The following is an 18,265-nucleotide window of genomic DNA, read 5'->3' on the forward strand; positions in this document are numbered from 1 at the left end:
CAGGATGGACGTGACGCCGAGGTCGGTGTCACGTCGATCACGAAGGAGTGCCCGCATGACGGTCCGCATCATCCACGTCGGTCTCGGAGGGTGGGGCGGCAGCTGGGCCCGCGAAGCCATCCCCGCCGTGTCGGAAGTCCAGGTGGTCGGGATCGTCGACCCGAGTGCCGACACGCTGCAGGCGGTGCGGACGGACCTCGGGCTGCCGGAGTCGGCGGCGTTCCCCTCGCTCACCGCAGCGCTCGCCGCGGTCGACGCCGACGCCGTGGTCGTCACCGCGCCGGCCGTCACCCACGTGCCGCTCGCGCTCGAAGCGCTGGACGCCGGCAAGCACGTCCTGGTCGAGAAGCCGTTCGCCAACACCGCCGACGAAGCCGCCGCAGCGGTCCACCGTGCCGAGGAACGCGGGCTCGTGCTGCAGGTCAGCCAGAACTACCGGTTCTACCCGGCGCCGCAGGTGGTCCGCGACCTGCTGCGCACGGACGCCGTGGGCGAGCTCTCGGCGATCAACGTCGACTTCCGCCAGTGGGACAACGACCGGCCCTTCGCCGACCACCCGCACTACCGGTTCCCGCACGCGATGTTCAACGACATGGCGATCCACCACGTCGACCTGCTCCGCATGGTCACCGGGCAGGAAGCCGTGCGGGTCTTCGCCAAGGCGACCTACCCGTCGTTCAGCAAGTACCAGGACGAAGCGGTCGCGTCGATGCTCATCGAGATGCAGGACGGCCTCGTCGTGAGCTACCGCGGCAGCTGGCTGAGCCGCGCCGAGCACACGGCGTGGGCGGGCGAGTGGAGCATCCAGGGCGAGGACGGCGAGCTGCAGTTCACCAGCCGTGCGGGCGAGCCGGGCGACGTCAGCGGCGACGTCGTGACCGTGCGACGACCGGGCGACACGACTGCGACGTCGGTCGAGCTGCCCACCGCTGAGCACCACGACCGGCAGGGCCAGCTGCAGGCGTTCGCACGGTCGATCGAGGGCGGTCCCGCTCCGGAGACCAGCGGGCGCGACAACCTGCGCAGCCTGGCCCTGATGGAGGCCGCCACCCGCTCCGCCGCGTCCGGCCTGCCCGAGGACGTCGTCGTCCCGTCCTGACCGGCCGACGGACAGCGGGCCCGGTGCCGACCGGCACCGGGCCTCCTGTCCGCCACATGCCGCGTCACGCGGCTTGTCGGGAGACTCCGCGACCACGACCGTGTACGAACGAGGTATGGCGCACGACAGTCTCCCCGAGCTCGAGCTCGCGAACGTCCGCACCCGGGAACGCATGACCGACACGGTCGAGCGCATCCGGCACAAGGTCGACCTGCCCGCGCGCACCCGGCTGGCGGTCGCGAAGACCCGACAGCAGTGGCACCGCGACCCGACCCCGCTCGTGGCGCTCGGCATGATCGCGGCTGCCGGCGTGGCGTCGGTCGTCATCGGCACCCGCATCGGCCGGACGCCCGCCGGACACCTGGCCACCCCGCCGGCGTCGTCCGCGTTCACGGCCCTCCTGCCGTTCGGTGCACGCGGTGGCGACGAGTCGGCGCCCGGCCGGAAGGGGCGCAAGGCCCGCAAGGCGGGTCGGAAGGCGCGCCAGGCCCAGCTCGAGCAGGACCCCGGGTACCAGCTGCGGAAGAAGCAGCGGAAGCGCCTGGCCCCGGTCACGAAGCAGGCGACGAAGTACCGCAAGCAGGCGGCCAAGCGCGCGAAGGCGAACTGACCATGGCCGACGACCACGGCAAGCCGGCAGCGGACGACTCCCGCAAGCCGGACAGCCCGACCGACCTGACCAAGCCGACCCTGAAGTACACGCTCGGCAAGACCCTGCGCGAGTTCTCCGGCGACCAGTGCACCGACCTGGCGGCGAGCCTGACCTACTACACGGTGCTGGCGCTGTTCCCCGGCCTGCTGGCGATCGTGTCGATCCTCGGTCTGGTGTCCGACCCGCAGAAGACGATCGACACCCTGTTGCAGATCGTCGGCAACATCGGGTCGAACCAGGTCGTGGACCTGATCCGCAAGCCCGTCGAAGGACTGGTCCGCTCGCCCGCGGCACCGATCACGTTCATCGTCGGCATCGTCGGCGCGATCTGGTCGGCGTCGGGCTACGTCGGTGCCTTCGGCCGGGCGATGAACCGCATCTACAACGTCCGCGAGGGCCGTCCGATCTGGAAGCTGCGCCCGACGATGCTCGGCGTGACGGTGTTCACCGTCGTCATGCTCGTGCTGGGGCTGCTCGCACTGGTCAGCGGTCCGCTCGCCCGCAGTGTCGGCGACCTGATCGGGCTCGGTCAGGCTGCCGCCACCGTCCTGTCGATCGTGCAGTGGCCGATCCTGTTGGTGATCGGCATCGTCGTCATCGCGGTGCTGTACTACTGGGCACCCAACGTCAAGCAGCCCAAGTTCAAGTGGGTCAGCGGCGGCTCGATCCTGGCGCTGCTGATCTGGATCATCGCCAGCGTCGGCTTCGGGTTCTACGTCGGCAACTTCTCGAACTACAACGCCACGTACGGCTCGCTCGGTGGCGTGATCGTGTTCCTGCTGTGGATCTGGATCACGAACAACGCGCTGCTGTTCGGCGCCGAGTTCGACGCCGAGCTCGAGCGTGGACGCCAGCTCCAGGCCGGCATCCGCGCGGAGGAGGACATCCAGCTGCCCGAGCGCGACACCCGGCAGATCGACAAGCAGGACGAGAAGCACGCGCAGGACGTGCTCGAGGCCATCAGGATCCGGCAGACCGCGGGTCGCGAGAAGGACTGACCAGCGGGTCCGGACAGGAGGCCCGGAGCAGCTTCCGTAGGCTGGCCTGCGTGACGCAAGCACCGCCTCCTGTCCGTCCGGTCGCCCTGGTGACCGGAGCCACCCGCGGCATCGGCCGCGCGATCGCGGCCGATCTCGGCCGCACCCACCACGTGCTCGTCGGTGGACGATCGGCCGACGCCGTCGCTGCGGTCGTGGCCGCGCTGCCCGATGCCTCGCCGTTCGTCGGGGACCTCGGCGCGGGCGAGGTCCCGCCGCTGCCGGACCGCCTCGACGTGCTCGTGCACTCCGCCGGGGTCGAGCAGGGCACCCGGATCGCCGACACCCCGCGAGCCACGTGGGAGGCCGTGTTCGCCACGAACGTCTTCGCCGTCGCCGAGCTCACCCGGCTGGCGCTGCCGGCCCTGCGCGCGGCGCGGGGGATCGTCGTCACCATCAACTCCGGGTCCGGTTTCGTGAGCGGCCCCGGGGGTGGCGTGTACGGCGCGTCGAAGTTCGCGCTGCGCGCCGTCACCGACGCCCTGCGCGAGGAAGAGCGCGCGAACGGCGTGCGGGTGTCGAGCGTGCACCCGGGGCGGACGGACTCGGACATGCAGCGCCAGCTCGTCGAGAAGCTCGGCGAGGACTACGACACCGCCTACTACCTGGCGCCCGAGGACGTCGCCGACGCCGTCCGCACGGTCGTCGACCTGGACGAGCGGGGCACGATCGAGACGCTCTCGATCCGCCCCACCCGTCGGCGCTGACACGGGCGCGCCGACCGTCGGCCGAACCCGGACCCACGCGGTACCGCTACCCGGCCCGCGTGCCCAGCTCGATCCGCTCGTCGAGCCCGAGGCGCTCCAGGAACGTGTCGTCGTGACTGACGACGACCAGCGCGCCGCGGTAGGCCCCGAGCGCGTCCACCAGCTGGTCGACGCTCGTCAGGTCGAGGTCGTTCGTGGGCTCGTCGAGGACCAGCAGCTGCGGTGGCGGGTCCGCCAGCACCAGCCCGGCCAGGGCGACGCGGAAGCGCTCCCCGCCGGACAGCGCACCGGCGGGGCGGTCGACGGTGTCCCCACGCACCAGGAACCGCGCGAGCCGGTTCCGCAGCTCGCCGGTCGACACGTCGGGGGCCCGGCGCCGGACGTTCTCGAGCACGGTGGCGGCGTCGTCGAGGGAGTCCTTCCGCTGCGGCAGGTAGGCGATGTGCTCGACGTGGGCGACGGCTCCGGTGTCCGGCAGCGGGTGCTCCCGCGCGCCGGGGTCCCCGACCAGCTGCTCGAGCAGGGTCGTCTTGCCGACACCGTTGTCCCCGCCGACGGCGATCCGCTCGGGCCCCTGCACGATGCTCTGCCGGCCGCGCACCGTGATCGTGGCGATCCGCCGTGACGCCGGCACCCGCGGGTCGGGCAGCTCGACGTGGATCGACTCGTCGTCCCGCAGCCGGAGTTCGGCCTCGCGCTTGGTCGCCAGCGCGGAGGCCTCGTCGTCGGCATGACCCGTCCGGAGCCGCCCGGCCGTCTCCTCGGCGCGCTTGCGCATCTCGTTCCGGAACATCGCGGGCATCGACCGCCCGGCCTTCTCGCCCGCCTTTGCACGGCGGGCGATGGTCGTCTCGGCCTCGATGCGCTGCCGTTTCTCGGCCCGGTGGCGCTGGGCGGCGACCCGCACCTCGCGTTCGACGGCGGCCTGCTGCACGGCCAGGTGCTCCTCGAAGGCCGAGAACGTGCCCCCGAACACCGTCATCGCGCCGGCGCGCAGCTCCGCCACCTCGTCGACGTGCTCGAGCAGCTCGCGGTCGTGGCTGACGACGACCAGCGTCCCGCGCCACGCGTCGACCACGTCGAGCAGCATCGCGCGTGCACGTCGGTCGAGGTTGTTCGTCGGTTCGTCGAGGAACGCGATCGGCAGTCCGCGGAGACGGATCCCGGCGACCGCGACGAGCACGGCCTGACCCCCGGACAGCGTGGCGACCGGTCGGCCCAGGTCGCTGCCGATGCCCAGGTCGGCGACGGCCAGGGCCGCGCGCTCCTCGACGTCCCACGCGTCGCCGAGGGCGTCGAAGTGCGCCGGGTCGGCGTCGCCGCCCAGGATCGCGTGCAGGGCGCGCAGCTGCGGGCCGACGCCGAGCAGGTCGGCGACCGTGTCATCGGGACCGGTGTCGAGCCGCTGGGGGAGCAGGTCGACGGGACCCGACGTCGTGACGGTGCCCGTCGTGGGCTGGAGCCGGCCGGTGACCAGCCGGACGAGCGTGGATTTGCCGGCCCCGTTCCTCCCGACCAGTCCGGTCCGGCCGGAGCCGAAGGCGGTGGTGAGGTGGTCGAGCGCGACGGCGCCGTCGGGCCAGGTGAAGCTGAGGTCGTGCAGGACGACGGATGGGCTGGTGGGCATGGAGGTGTCTCCCCGGTGTCGATGCTGGGCGCACGACACCGACCCACCGCGGTGCGGTGGAGCGCCCGACGGGGCGCGCGATCACGGTGTCAGCGCGAGGGCTGAGCAGAACCGGTGATCGACAGCAATCCGTCTTCTTCCGTCGGGGTCCCCCCGTGTCCGTGACCCGAACCGGCGGTCGGTCTCCCACCCCGCTGCTCCGCGGTCACGACGGAGTGGATCCACCGTAAGCCGCGGTCGGGTGGCGACGCAAGCACTCGACCATGACAGGGTGGAGTCATGCCCGAGAACCTGCTGCCGACCCCGTCCGCCAACCCGGAGACCCTGCTGCCCGCCGACCCCGAGGTCGACGCCGCCCTGGCCGCTGACGCCCCGGTCGCGAGCGTCGTCGTGGCGCACCCGTCGTCGAGCCTGGCGTGGGCGCTCCTGGCCGACGAGGCCTGGGACCGCGGCGCGACGCTTGAGTCCTACGCCTACGCCCGGGTCGGGTACCACCGTGGTCTGGACGCGCTGCGGCGCGCCGGCTGGCGGGGAGTCGGACCGGTGCCGTGGTCGCACGAGCCGAACCGCGGGGTGCTGCGCTCCCTGTTCGCGCTGCGCCGGGCCGCGGTCGCGATCGACGAACCGGGCGAGCCCGAGCGCCTGACGGTGTTCCTGGACGGGGCTGACCCCACGGTGATCCCTGCGCTGAGCGGGCGGTAGTCCGCGCCGGCGCCGCCCACGGCCGGCGCGGTGCATTCCGCCGGCGCGTTGCATTCCGCTGGTGTGCTGCGTGCCGCTGAGGTGCTGCGTGCCCCTGAGGTGCTGCCTGTCGCTGGGGTGCTCAGGGCAGCCGCCACGAGCAGGCCGAGGAAGAGCAGCCCCGGCCGGTCACTCTCGATCCAGTTGAACCCCGCTGCGGACGTCGCCAGTGCGGTGAGCCCGGCGGCGGCGGCCAGCGAACCGCCCCGGACCGCGATCCACACCGCGGTGCCGACGAGGGCGGCGATGAGCACCAGGCCGGGGACGCCGATGCTCAGCAGCAGCTGGAACCACGAGTTCTCGACGACCGTGGGAACGCCGAGGCGTTGCAGCAGCAGGTTCGACGTGCCGGGCCCGGAACCGAGGTGCGCGTTCCGGCCGGAGGCGGCCCACACGACGGGACCGAGTTCGTCCCGGGCGCGCGCCGAGGCCACGCCGTTCGAGGACACCAGGCGGGCCTGGAACACGGGCGACAGCGCGGTCACCAGCACGCCGACCCCGACACCGACGAGCGCGAGCAGGTGCCGACCGCTCACCTGCTGCATCGGCGACGACCCCGCCGACCGTGCGCCGCGTGCACGACGGGCACGACCGACACGACCGAGGGCCGGTCCGACGGCGATGACCGCCACGCCGAGCGCGACCGCGAGCAGCCCACCACGGCTGATCGTGAGCGAGAGCCCGACCATCGCGAGCGCCGCTGCGACGAGCTGTCGCCGCTGGCCGTGCTGCACGTAGAGCCCCACCGCGATCGCGGCACCCGTGGCGAAGAACATCGCGTTGTTGAGCGGGTGCCCGAGCGTGGTCGTGATGCGGTAGTCGCTCCAGTACTGCACGATCGGGTAGTCGCCGCTGGCGAACACGCGGCCGTAGACCGGGTTGGCGCGCAGGACCCGCTCGACGATCCCGAACGCGCCGAGGACGGCACTCAGCGCGGCCCAGGTCTCGAGGAGACTGCGCGCCTCGTGGGCGGGCAGACGGTGCCCGAGTGCGGGCAGCAGGACCAGCAGGCCGAACGCCACCGACCAGCCCACGCCGCGCTGCACCGAGATGCCGAGCACCAGTGCGACCACCAGCCACACCGCGACACACGCACCGATCACCACGATCGAGCGCGACGGTGGTCGGAGGGCACGGCGGTCGCGGCGCAGGAGCCAGACGAGCACGACGACCGCGGCGGGGCTGACGACCGTCAGGACGTCGGGAACCGGCAACCGTCCGACGGGCAGCAGCACGGTCACCGCGAGCGCCACAGGCAGGAGTGCGCTCGGCGGGACCATCGTGAGGACCACCGCGGACACGGCGACGAGGCTGAGGAGCGTGACGACGGTCAACACGGTGTCACCGCAGGCCCACGCGGGACGGTGAGCATGAGGAACCAGCACGTGACCGTCAGGAGCATCGCCAGCGCGACCCCGACGGCGCCCAGGAGCACCGCGCCCACGCCGCCGGCACTGACCGCGACGACGAGTGCGCCGGCGGACGCGACAGCGATCCGGGCGTGGTGGTGGGCCGCGAACAGGAGCTGTACCTTCACAGCGACGAGGACAGCGAGTGCGGACGACCCGATGAGCGGCAGAGCAGTCGCCCATGCGAAGCCGAGTCCGGGGCCGAAGACCACGGGGACGAGCGCGGGAGCGACCGCGCACATGACGCCCGCCGCGAGGATGAACGCGGTCCCCAACCACACGAGGCTCCCGCGCGGGAACCGCCCGTCGACCGAGGTCTGCAGCATCCGGTTGGCCGCCGCCTTGTAGCCGATGGCGATGGCGGTGAGGGCCTCGCACAGCCGCATCGTCGGGACGACAGCCGCGACGATCTCCGGGCCGGCGACGGCGGACAGCCACAGCACGCCGCTCTGGCCCAGTGCGAACCACGTCGCGCTCACACCGGCTCCGGCCACGACCGCGAGCCAGCGACGTCGTCCGGCTGGACGGTCCGGGGTGCCTGTGACGGGCAACGGGCGGGCGCGCACGACCGCGAGCAAGGCGAGTCCGCTCACGCCGACACCGACGACGCTGACCGCGGTGAGGAAGGACGCCAGGGTGCCGTCGGCGACGAGCGCGGCACCGGCGCGGCCTGTGGGCAGCACGAGCAGGGCCAGCGCCGCACCGACCACGGGACGGTCGAGGCCGCGCAGGAGGCTCATCGCCACCACCGGCGCCGCTGCGGTCACCCCGACCGACAGACCGAGCGCGGGGACGGCCGCGGGACCGGGTGCCACCAGCGCGACGACGACGAGGGCCGTGCCCACCGCCGCGAGCACGCCGACGGTCCACGTCACGCGCGACCACGTCCGACCGGGCGTGGTGCCGACGGAGGTCGCGATGAGGTCGGACGGGGCTGAGCCGACCAGGTTCGCACTGGCGACCGCGAGGCCGAGCACGACCGAGAACGTCCCGAACTCCTCGATCGACAACCGACGCGCCGCGGGGACGAGGAGCAGCAGTGCCAGAACGCGCGAGGCGATCGACATGCCGGTGACCGCCGACCCGGTGAGTCCCCGACGCAGGAGCGCGGGGAGCGCCGCACTCGTCACGCCAGGCTCCCGAGCACGGTCCACACGTCGCGTCGGAACCGGCGTTCGTTGTCGCGGGCGACCCGCAGGGCGGACTCGATGCGTCGTCGACGTGCCGGTGTCCCTGCCGCCGACTCAGCGGCCAGGGCGGGCACCAGGCGGTCCGCGTGCCCGAGGTCGGTCGCGTGTCCGAGCTCGACCAGCGCGGATGCGAACCGCACCTGGTGGTCGTCGACGTGTTCACCGGCAGAGGGTGTGCGTCCGAGGACCATCGGCCACGTCCCCGCCTCGAGCGCGCCGAACACGTTGCCGGGACTCGACTGCGACACGAGGACGTCCGCCCAGTCCAGCGCCGCACGCATGGCGCTGGCGTCGAGGTAGTCGGCCGCGCGGACGCGGTCGTCGACGAGGGTCCATCGACCGACGCCGAACTGCACCACCCATTCGTCCTCCGGCCGCGCGACGACGGCGTCGGCGACGGCGTCGAGCAGCCGCTGGAACGGCTGCTCGTGCGTCCCGACCGAGACCATGACCCTCACTTGCTCCTCCTGACGACCGAGCGGCGGGGGAACCCGTCGAGTTGCCCGGTCCACTGCGCGATGAACCGGTCGGTCACCGGACGGACCAGGCGTGCGGTGAGCGTCGGGTTGTCGATGCGGTCGACGCACTCCACGAAGACGTTGGTCGTGCGGAACAGCACCTTGCCCACCCAGAAGAACGGGACGGCCGCCGCGGCGCCGCTGCTGACGACCAGGTCCGGGCGCTCGGCGCGCAGGGTGCGGACCGCGATGACGAGGTTCGCGACGAGTGCCTTGATGCTGCGGTTCGTCGGCCAGAAGAGCCCGTGCACGCGGAACCCGGCGAGCTTCGGGAGCGCGTCCGGCTTGCGGAAGGTCGCGAACGCCACGTCGACGTCGTCCGGCGCAGGCATGAGGGCGAGCAGTTGGTCGAGGTGTCCGCCGCTGCTGCAGACGAAGAGCACCCGGGTCATCGGCCGGCCTCGGCGGCGCGCGCTTCCCACATCGTCACCGCGGTGTCCACGGTGAACGGGCTGATGTGGTCGTCGAAGTCCCGGAGAGGTGGCCGTGGTGCCGTGCGCGCGGCGGCGATGGCGTCCGTCAGGGCGTCGACGTCGCCGACGGGGACGGTGCGCAGGAGCTCGGGGCGGTCACCGAGGGATCGACGCATCTCAGCCGGGCCGATCGCCTCGGCCGCGATGACCGGGGTGCCGACGGCCATCGCCTCGAGGAGGACGATGCCCCATGCCTCGCTGCGGGCGCTGTGGACGAGGACGTCGGCCGCGGCCATCGAACCGTAGGGGTTGGCCCGGCCGCCCTCGACCTCGACACGCACGTGCCCGGACTGCGTCGCCCGACGGGAGAGCTCGCGGGCGAGGGGGCCCTCGCCGACGACGCGCCAGCGCACCGGGGCACCGAGGCGTTCGAGCGCCTGCCACGTCACGTCGAGGCCCTTGCGGGGGATGAGGCTGCCGACGGACGCGACCGTGAAGGTGCCGTCGCGGTCGACGGGGGCTTCGGCCGCCAGCCGACGCACGGCCACGGGGTCGATCGTGCTCGGGATGACGGCTGGACGGCGACGGAGCCCGTAGACGTCGACCATCGACGAGGCCACGGTCTCCGTGTTGGCCGAGAGGAGCGGGCGTGACCGGAACACCTGACGGATGAGGTGCTGCTTGACGCGGCCGAACCGGATGTACGAGGCGTGGTCGCGCGGGTCGAGGTCCTCGCAGTGGTTGACCACGTGGTGCCGGAGCGCCGGCAGCTGGTCGATCATGGCGCAGGCGAGGATCGACGACCACAGCTTGACCACGACGAACGACGGGCGCATGCGTCGCAGGACAGCGAGGAGCCGCCGGGCGACCTCGGGGGTGGCCAGGTGGCTCTCGAGCCCCAGGGCGTGGACCCGCACGCGCGTGTCCAGGGTCGGGACGAGACCGCCGGTCCCGGTGTGCAGCACGAGCGACACGTCGTGGCCCCGCTCGACGAGCGCGTTCGCGACGGAGACCGTCTGACGTTCCGCGCCGCCGAACCGCAGATGTGGCTGGACGAAGACGAATGCTGACATGGGGCCCTCCGGGTGATCGGTATTCACATATTACACGCTTGAATATCGAATACGGAAGGGGTGTCGCCCCCGCAAGCCGAAGCGGCGCCCACTCCGAGGAGCGGACGCCGCTGTGGGCCGGGGGTCGTGACGGGCGCTCAGCGAGCCCGCGACGCGGTGACGGTGTACTTCGGGGTGCGGGTGACCTGCCGCGTCTCACCGACGATCCGCTCGAGCACCGGCCGGTAACGCAGGTGCGAGTTCCAGACGCACCACAGCTCACCGCCGGCCTGCAGGATCGTCGCTGCGTTCCGGAACATCGCCTCGGCTGCGTCGGTGGACACCGCGCTGTCCGCGTGGAACGGCGGGTTGCACACCACCAGCTGCGCTGACCCGGCGTCGAGCTCGTCGCCCGCGTCGGTCCGCAGGACGCGGACCCGGTCGTCGACGCCGTTCACGAGGGCGGTGGCCCTGGTCGAGGCGACCGCGATGGCGGACACGTCCGTCGCGACCACCTTGAGTGCCGGACGGCGACGGGCGAGGACCGTGGCGACCACGCCGTTCCCGCAGCCCATGTCGACGGCCACGCGGGCGGTCGGCACGGCCTGGTCCACCACGTCGAGCAACACCCGCGTGCCGAGGTCGAGCGACGCCCCGGCGAACACCCCGCCATGCGCGACGAGCGTGAGCCCGAGTTCGTCGACGTGCACGTGCTTCGGCCACGGCGAGGTCAGCGCCGCCCGGTTCGCGGCGGCCTGCAGCGGGTCCTGCGCGACGAGCAGCCGGGACTTCCCGCGCCCACGGGTCGCGACGACGTCGCCGAAGGACCGCCGGAGGACGTCGTTCTGGGACAGCGTCATGTGCTTCGTCTGCCCGCCGCACAGCAGCACCACGTCCGGGGCAGCGAAGCGGGCGACGGCCCGCGCCACCTCGTCGAGCCGGTCGAGGGACTTGGACAGCCGGAGCAGCACGAGCCGGACGTCGCGGAAGGCGTCCTGCAGCGAGTCCGGGTGGTGGAACCCGCGCCGCCCGAACGTGCCCGCGTTCGCTTCGAGGGCACGTTCGGCGGTCAGGGAGTCCTGTACGACCCGGACGTCGGCGGCGCCGTGCACGGTGAGCAGCCCCAGGGTCAGGACGCCGTTGCGATCGTCGACGACCGCGACCTCGCCCGGCTGCCGGAGCGCGTCCCCGTGCACGTGCGGCGCCTCGTCCAGCAGGAACCGGTCGGTGCCGTCGATGGTGACGAGGTCGGGCTCGTCGGCATCGGGGTCGCGCCGGAACACCGCGGCGAAGTCGAACGTGGGCATCCGCCCAACCTACCCAGTCAGCCCAGGAGCACCGTCCACGCCGTCGTCGCCGGCCAGAGCTGGTGCTCCGGCAGCACGTCCAGACCGCACGCACGCGAGCCCAGGCCGTGCTGCGCGGCGTCGAGGTACAGGTAGGTGGCGTCCGGCGTCGGCAGCTCGTACGGGTGGCCGGCCCGGGCGACCTGCTGCGCGGTCCACGGAGTCAGCGTGAACCCGGTCCGCCGCGCGCCGACGGACGACACCGTGAACGGACCGACCCGCAGCGTACGGAGGTCCGGTCGGTGCCCGGACTCCTGCGGTCGCGAGTAGTTCGCCGTCAGCAGCGACACCGGTGATCCGAAGACGCCGACGTGCGCCGCGTGCGACGAGTCCGCGTACGACTCGAGCGGCCCCGTCCCGAACCACTCCGCCGACTCGTCCACCAGGGACGCCGGCAGGTCGATGCGGACACCGATCCGCGGCCAGGTGATGCCCCACTCGCCGAACGGGACGGCCGTGGTGTCGAGCAGCAGCCCGTCGTCGGTCAGCGTCCACCGGTGCGTCACGTCCACACCGGCACCGCTGTTCGCCGCCGCGACGCGGACGCGCTGCACCAGCCCGTGCTCGGACCGTTCGACGTGCACCAGACGGTGCGTCAACCGGTCGAGCCCGTGCGCGAGCCACTTCGTCGCGGATGCCGGCGCGGACGGGTCGCCGACGCCGTGCGTCAGCACCGGGTCGGCGGTCTCGTAGCCGCCCTGGGACGCGAGCCGGTCGTTGTCGGTCGGTGCACGCCAGAGCTCCAGACGGGGGCCCGCCACGTCCTGTCCCTTCCAGCTGGACAGGTCCCCGCGCTCGGTGAAGGTCGCGTCGCCCAGGCGGTCGCCGTCCCAGCCCTGCCGGGAGGCGCGTGGGGCCTCCGCCTCGCGCGACGCGACGAGCGTCTGGGCGCGCGCGACGACGTGGCCGGTGTCCGCCCAGGCCGTCGGCCCGGCGAGCTCCGCGACGACGTCGAGCCAGAGCTCCTCCCCGGGCGCGATCGGCCCGGCTGCGGCCTCGAGCACCTCGGTCGGGACCGGCACGGTGGCCGACTCCCGCGCGGCGACGACCCCGGGGGCGAGCCGTCCCTCGTGCTCGACGACGCCGTTGCGCGACAGGGTCCACCGGAACCGCAGCCCGGCGGTTGACGCCGAGTGGAAGCGGTTCTCGACCAGGACCGTCGTCGTGCCGAGCGACATCCGGATCGGGGCCACGACGGCCGCGAACTCCGCCAGCCCCGGCGTCGGGGTGTCGTCGGGCAGCACCAGGCCGTCCATCACGAAGTTGCCGTCGTGGACGACTTCGTGGAAGTCGCCGCCGTACCCGTAGAAGGGCGTGCCGTCGGGCGTGTGGGTGAGCAGGCCGTGGTCGCGCCACTCCCACACGAAGCCGCCGTGCAGGCGCGGGTACCGATCAACCAGGGCCTCGTACTCGGCGATCTGTCCGGGGCCGTTGCCCATCGCGTGCACGTACTCGCAGTGGATGAACGGCTTCGAGCGCTGCCGGGCCGCCTCGGCCGGACCGCACCCGAGCAGCGGGGTCGCAGTGCCGCCGCCGATCGACTCGGTCTCCTGCAGCGTCGGGTACATCCGCGAGTACACGTCGGTGTACTCGCCCGTGTAGTCGCCCTCGTAGTGGACGGGGCGCTCGTCGTCGCGGCGGTGTACCCAGTTCGACATCGCGGCCAGGTTGCGCCCGGTGCCGGACTCGTTGCCGAGGGACCACATCACGATGGACGCGTGGTTCTTGTCCCGCTCGACGGTGCGCGCGATGCGGTCGAGGTAGGCGTCCTCCCACGCGGGGTCGTCGGAGGGGTTGCCCTGCCACCCGACGAACAGGAACCCGTGGGTCTCGAGGTCGCACTCCAGGATGACCCAGAAGCCGAGCTCGTCCGCCAGGTCCAGCACGCGTGGGTGCGGCGGGTAGTGCGAGGTCCGGATCGCGTTGACGTTGTTGCGCTTCATCAGCGCCATGTCCGCACGGGCATGGGCCTCGTCGAACACGCGACCGCGCTCCGGGTGGGTCTCGTGGCGGTTCACACCGTGGAACACGACGCGCTCGCCGTTGACCAGGAACCGGTCGCCCTCGATGCGGACGCTGCGGAACCCGAGCCGCAGGGTGACGGTCTCCCCGCCTGCGGTGCCGCCCGCGTCGGTGCCCGAGGACAGCGTCGCGTCGTACAGCCGCGGCAGCTCGGCGCTCCACGGGTCGACGCCCTCGACCGCGATCGGCTGCACGTCGTCGGTCGACGCCCAGGTCACGTCGACGCCCAGGTCCGGCACGGCGAACCGCACCGGGAACACCGCGTCGAGCGTGGGGAACGAGATCGTGCCGGTCCCGGTGGACGGACGACCCGAGGCCGCGGTGCCCGCCGAGGCGGCGTCACCGAGCGTGGCGGTCCAGCCGGCGCGCACGAAGACGTCGTCGATCGGCGCCGTGGGCCGTGCGAGCAGCGTGACGTCGCGGAAGATGCCAGGGAGCCACCACTGGTCCTGGTCCTCGAGGTACGAGGCCGCCGACCACTGGTGCACCCGGACGCGGAGCTCGTTCGTCCCGGGCCGCAGCAGCTCGGTCACGTCGAACTCGGTCGCCAGACGCGACCCGGTGCTCCACCCGACGAGCGCGTCGTTCAGCCACACCCGGAAGTGCGACTCGACCCCGTCGAAGCGCAGCAGCACCCGGCCGGCGGCGTCGAACGTCGTCGGGACCGCGAACGTGCGCCGGTAGTCGCCGGTCGGGTTCTCCTCCGGCGGGTGTGGCGGGTCGATCGGGAACGGGTACTGCAGGTTCGTGTAGCTCGGCGAGCCGTGCCCGTGGAGCACCCAGTGCGCCGGCACCGGGATCGTGCCCCAGTCGGCGTCGGCGCCCGGCAGCGGGACGTCCGCCACCGGCGACCAGCGGAAGTCCCACTCCCCGTTCAGTGACAGGGCGGGAGCGTCCGTGTGCAACCAGGCACGGGGTGCCAGTCGGGACGCCGAACCCGGCGTGGTGGCGTGCAGGTCGTCGATGGCGGCGTTGGTCAACCCTTGACCGATCCTTCCGTGAGGCCCCCGCGCCAGAAGCGCTGCAGGACGATGATGGCGATGACGAGCGGGATGACCGAGACGAGCACCCCGCCGGTGGTGAGCTGGTAGAACTCCGGCAGTCGGTCGACCTGGGCCCGCCAGTTGTTGAGTCCCAGTGTGATCGGGTACAGCTTCTGGTCCGCCAGCATGATCAGCGGCAGGAAGAAGTTGTTCCAGATGCCGACGACCTGGAACAGGAACACGGTCACCAGCGCCGGGGTCAGCTGCCGCAGCACGATGGTGTGGAAGATCCGCAGCTCACTGGCACCGTCGAGTCGAGCGGACTCCATGAGCGCCGTGTCGACCGAGGCCGCCGCGTACACCCGGCACAGGAACAGGCCGAACGGCGAGACCAGGCTCGGGATGAGCACGCTCCAGTACGTGTCGGTCAGGCCCATCGTCGAGAACAGCAGGAACAGCGGCAGCGCCGTCGCCGTGCCCGGCACGAGCACACCGCCGAGGATCGTCCCGAACACCAGCTGTCGTCCGCGGAACTCGTACTTGGCCAGGGCGTACCCGCCGGCGGCGGCGAAGTACGTCGCCAGGACCGCACCGACGCCCGAGTACAGGATGCTGTTCGCGATCCAGCGGACGAAGATCCCGCCGTCGTACGTGAACACCTGCTGGAGGTTGCTGAACAGGGCGAAGTCGCCGCCGAACCAGAAGCCGTTCGTCGCGAACAGCGCGCCGGTCGTCTTCGTGGCGGCGATGACCACCCAGTACAGCGGCACCAGGAAGTAGATCGCGACGATGACCAGGATCCCCGTCACCACGATCTGCGACTTGCCGGAGCGGTCGAGTCGGCGGCGCTGGTGCGACGAGATCGACGTGGTGTCGACGGGCGGCGCGCTCTGCGCGGTCGCTGGCGCCTGGATCGCTTCACTGGTCATGCTTCCGCCCCCTGCGTTCCGTGCTGCTGACCGGACCTGGCCGGGAGGCCCTGGTCGGCTTGGTTGGTGACCGGACGGACGGCGGATGCGCGCGTCTGGAGCGCGCGCCGGGCCTCCTGGCCGTCCCGCCTGGCCCGCTTGCGCTGGTCGCGCTCGTTCTTCGGTGCCCGGTTCGTCAGCGCCAGGAACGCGAACGACAGGATGAAGGCGGCCAGGGCGATGATGACCGCCTGTGCACTCGCGACGCCGTACTCGTTGAACGCGAACGCGTTCGTGTACGCGGCGTAGTTCGGCGTGTACTCGGTGTCGATCGCCGGGGCGACCGTCGACAGGATCTGTGGCTCGGCGAAGAGCTGCAGGGTGCCGATGATCGAGAACACCGTCGTCAGCACCAGCGCGGGTGCGATCAGCGGGATCTGGATGCGCCACGCGACCTGGAACGGGCCGGCGCCGTCCATCTTGGCGGCCTCGTAGACCTCGCCGGGGATCGACTTCAGCTGCGCCACGATGATGAGCATGTTGTAGCCGGTGTACGTCCACGTGACGATGTTCGCGATCGACCACAGCACGCTGTTGGCGCCGAGGAAGTCCGGCTGCAGCCCCATCGACTGCAGCAGCGACACGATCGGGGACAGCCCGGGCACGTACAGGAACGACCAGAGGATCGTCGCGATGACGCCCGGGACCCCGTACGGCATGAAGTAGATCGCCCGGAAGAAGCCCGGCCAGCGGGCGCTCGCCGACTCGAGCAGCAGCGCCAGGATGGTGCACGCGATGATCATCACCGGCACCTGGACGATGCCGAACAGCAGCATGCGGCCGATCGAGGCGACGAAGCCCGAGTCGTTGAGCGCGGTGACGTAGTTGTCGAACCCGGCGAACCGGCCCGTCACGCCGTCCTCGCCGAACAGGCCCTTGCGGTCGACGGTGGTGAAGCTCTGGAACAGGGCGCTGATGATCGGGATGATGAACGTCAGCACGAAGAGCGCCAGGAACGGCGCGAGCAGCACCCACGGTGCACGCTGCTGCGCGCGCGTGGCCTTGGTGCCGGTGCGGAAGGTCGGCTTGGTCGCCGTGTCCTGGGTCATCGTGCCGTCCTGACGCTGAGGCCCTTGTCCTTGAAGGACTGGACGATCTCGGCCTGGGCCAGCTCGACGGCGTCCGAGAGCTTGAGGTTGCCGGTGATCTTGCGGCGGAACTGGTTCTGCAGCGACGTGAACGCCGACTGCGTCACGGGCGACCACGACCAGTCGACGTTCTGCTCCTTGGCCGCGGGGACGAAGACGTCCTCGTTGTAGTTCTGGCCGGAGAACCACGCGGAGGGCTTCTCGCGCTGGGCGCCGATGTAGTCCGTCGCGGGGGACCAGCCGATGCCGCAGTACTTGATCATCGCGTCGATGCCGTCCTTCGAGGTCGTCATCCAGGTGATGAACTCGAGGGCTTCCTTCGGGTGCTTCGCGTTCGCCAGGACCGCGGCGCTCGAGCCGCCGATCGCGCTCGAGCCGAAGCCGGACGCGTCCCACTTCTGCATGGGGGCGACCTTCCACTTGCCCTTGCCACCCTGGATCGACTCGATCAGGGCGTCGCCCCAGCTCGCGCTCGTCACCGCGGCGATCCGGCCGCTGGCGCACGCGGCGTACCAGCCGGGGGAGTAGGCGCCGGCGCTGGTGTCGACCAGGTCGTCGTCGATGCAGCCGTCGAAGAAGTCGGCGACCTTCAGCGTGGCGTCGTCGGTCATGTCCACGACCCACTCGTCACCGTCGACCTTGAACCACCGGGCGCCGGCCTGCTGGGCGTAGGCGGCGAAGGGCGAGGCGTCTGCGACCGGGAACACCTCGAGGTAGTTCTGCTTGCCCGTCTTCCGGACCTTGTCGGACAGCACCTTCCACTCGTCCCACGTCGACGGGGGTTCGCCGCCGGCCTGCTCGAGGATCGCGGTCTGGTAGTAGAACCCCATGGGGCCGGTGTCCTGCGGGATGCCGTAGACGCCGTCGACGAACTCGACCTGGGCCCAGGCGGCCTCGTCGTACTTCGACTGGAAGTCCTTCGCGCCGTAGCGGGCCAGGTCGACCAGGCCGTTGGCCAGCATGAACTCGGGGATCTGCCGGAGCTCGACCTGCCCGATGTCGGGGCCGCCGCCGGCCGCGAGCGCGGAGTACATCTTCTGGTACCCGCCGGAGTTGCCACCGGGGATCCAGTTGGCCTGCACCTGGATCCTCGGGTTCTTCGCGTTCCAGACATCGCAGACCTTCTGCAGGTCCTTGAGCCAGGCCCAGTAGGTCAGCGTGACGGTCTCGCCGCCCGCTGCGGCCGGCACGAGCGCGGCCTTGTTGACGTTGGTCGACCCCGGGACCGCACAGCCGGCCAGCAGACCGGTCGCCGCAGCGCCGATCCCGAAGCCGAACAGCTGTCGTCTCGTCAGGGGTCCTCGTGTGTTCGTGGGCGTCATTGCCTGCACCTCGGTTCGTCGGCGAGCGGGTTGCCCGCCCAGCCTGGCACAAAACCGAGCGGTACTGCGATTTCGGGACTGGGTGTTCGCT

At 71.7% G+C, this 18,265-nt stretch carries 15 protein-coding genes; 5 read left to right on the forward strand and 10 right to left on the reverse strand.

What is annotated here, in order from left to right:
• Nucleotides 1-55 precede the first annotated feature (55 nt).
• The 4 genes from DEJ13_RS02210 to DEJ13_RS02225 all read left to right on the forward strand — a co-directional run bounded on the left by DEJ13_RS02210 (nt 56) and on the right by DEJ13_RS02225 (nt 3,495).
• The gene (locus DEJ13_RS02210; protein WP_056123435.1) at nt 56-1,099 is read left to right on the forward strand and encodes a Gfo/Idh/MocA family protein; all 1,044 of its coding nucleotides are present in this window, start codon (nt 56-58) and stop codon (nt 1,097-1,099) included.
• A 115-nt stretch (nt 1,100-1,214) separates the two neighbouring features.
• Nucleotides 1,215-1,709: a hypothetical protein gene (locus DEJ13_RS02215; protein WP_111108084.1), complete on the forward strand. Its 495-nt coding sequence runs from the start codon at nt 1,215-1,217 to the stop codon at nt 1,707-1,709.
• Between the two features lie 2 nt (nt 1,710-1,711).
• Nucleotides 1,712-2,749, forward strand: coding sequence for a YihY/virulence factor BrkB family protein (locus DEJ13_RS02220; RefSeq protein ID WP_111108085.1), 1,038 nt, complete (start codon nt 1,712-1,714; stop codon nt 2,747-2,749).
• Between the two features lie 50 nt (nt 2,750-2,799).
• The gene (locus tag DEJ13_RS02225; protein WP_111108086.1) at nt 2,800-3,495 is read left to right on the forward strand and encodes an SDR family oxidoreductase; all 696 of its coding nucleotides are present in this window, start codon (nt 2,800-2,802) and stop codon (nt 3,493-3,495) included.
• 46 nt (nt 3,496-3,541) lie between these two features.
• Here DEJ13_RS02225 and DEJ13_RS02230 read toward each other — a convergent pair whose 3' ends face one another.
• On the reverse strand, nt 3,542-5,122 hold the full coding sequence (locus DEJ13_RS02230) for an ABC-F family ATP-binding cassette domain-containing protein (protein ID WP_111108087.1): 1,581 nt from the start codon (nt 5,120-5,122) through the stop codon (nt 3,542-3,544).
• Between the two features lie 279 nt (nt 5,123-5,401).
• Between DEJ13_RS02230 and DEJ13_RS02235 the strand changes: the two genes are divergently transcribed.
• Nucleotides 5,402-5,824 carry a DUF3151 domain-containing protein gene (locus DEJ13_RS02235; protein WP_111108104.1) on the forward strand — a complete coding sequence of 141 codons (423 nt, stop codon included), beginning with the start codon at nt 5,402-5,404 and terminating at the stop codon, nt 5,822-5,824.
• A gap of 1,369 nt (nt 5,825-7,193) precedes the next feature.
• On the opposite strand, the gene DEJ13_RS02240 is transcribed toward DEJ13_RS02235, so the two are convergent.
• The 9 genes from DEJ13_RS02240 to DEJ13_RS02280 all read right to left on the reverse strand — a co-directional run bounded on the left by DEJ13_RS02240 (nt 7,194) and on the right by DEJ13_RS02280 (nt 18,174).
• The gene (locus tag DEJ13_RS02240; protein ID WP_146245326.1) at nt 7,194-8,402 is read right to left on the reverse strand and encodes a hypothetical protein; all 1,209 of its coding nucleotides are present in this window, start codon (nt 8,400-8,402) and stop codon (nt 7,194-7,196) included.
• Nucleotides 8,399-8,920, reverse strand: a complete 522-nt coding sequence (locus DEJ13_RS02245) for a hypothetical protein (RefSeq protein WP_146245327.1) — start codon at nt 8,918-8,920, stop codon at nt 8,399-8,401. The genes DEJ13_RS02240 and DEJ13_RS02245 overlap by 4 nt, the downstream gene beginning before the upstream one ends.
• On the reverse strand, nt 8,917-9,372 hold the full coding sequence (locus DEJ13_RS02250; protein WP_111108090.1) for a glycosyltransferase family 28 protein: 456 nt from the start codon (nt 9,370-9,372) through the stop codon (nt 8,917-8,919). Before DEJ13_RS02250 ends, DEJ13_RS02245 begins: the two co-directional genes overlap by 4 nt.
• Nucleotides 9,369-10,466: a glycosyltransferase gene (locus DEJ13_RS02255; RefSeq protein ID WP_111108091.1), complete on the reverse strand. Its 1,098-nt coding sequence runs from the start codon at nt 10,464-10,466 to the stop codon at nt 9,369-9,371. Before DEJ13_RS02255 ends, DEJ13_RS02250 begins: the two co-directional genes overlap by 4 nt.
• Before the next feature lie 137 nt (nt 10,467-10,603).
• Entirely contained in the window at nt 10,604-11,752 is a 1,149-nt protein-coding gene (locus tag DEJ13_RS02260; RefSeq protein ID WP_111108092.1) for a class I SAM-dependent methyltransferase, read from the reverse strand.
• 17 nt (nt 11,753-11,769) lie between these two features.
• The gene (locus DEJ13_RS02265; protein ID WP_111108093.1) at nt 11,770-14,793 is read right to left on the reverse strand and encodes a glycoside hydrolase family 2 TIM barrel-domain containing protein; all 3,024 of its coding nucleotides are present in this window, start codon (nt 14,791-14,793) and stop codon (nt 11,770-11,772) included.
• A complete protein-coding gene (locus tag DEJ13_RS02270; protein ID WP_056123409.1) occupies nt 14,790-15,725 on the reverse strand; it encodes a carbohydrate ABC transporter permease in 936 nt (311 codons plus the stop codon). The genes DEJ13_RS02265 and DEJ13_RS02270 overlap by 4 nt, the downstream gene beginning before the upstream one ends.
• Nucleotides 15,722-16,813: a carbohydrate ABC transporter permease gene (locus DEJ13_RS02275; protein ID WP_056123406.1), complete on the reverse strand. Its 1,092-nt coding sequence runs from the start codon at nt 16,811-16,813 to the stop codon at nt 15,722-15,724. Before DEJ13_RS02275 ends, DEJ13_RS02270 begins: the two co-directional genes overlap by 4 nt.
• Nucleotides 16,810-18,174 carry an extracellular solute-binding protein gene (locus tag DEJ13_RS02280; protein WP_111108094.1) on the reverse strand — a complete coding sequence of 455 codons (1,365 nt, stop codon included), beginning with the start codon at nt 18,172-18,174 and terminating at the stop codon, nt 16,810-16,812. The genes DEJ13_RS02275 and DEJ13_RS02280 overlap by 4 nt, the downstream gene beginning before the upstream one ends.
• Between the last annotated feature and the right edge of the window lie 91 nt (nt 18,175-18,265).

Source organism: Curtobacterium sp. MCLR17_007 (assembly GCF_003234655.2).
Lineage (GTDB): Bacteria > Actinomycetota > Actinomycetes > Actinomycetales > Microbacteriaceae > Curtobacterium.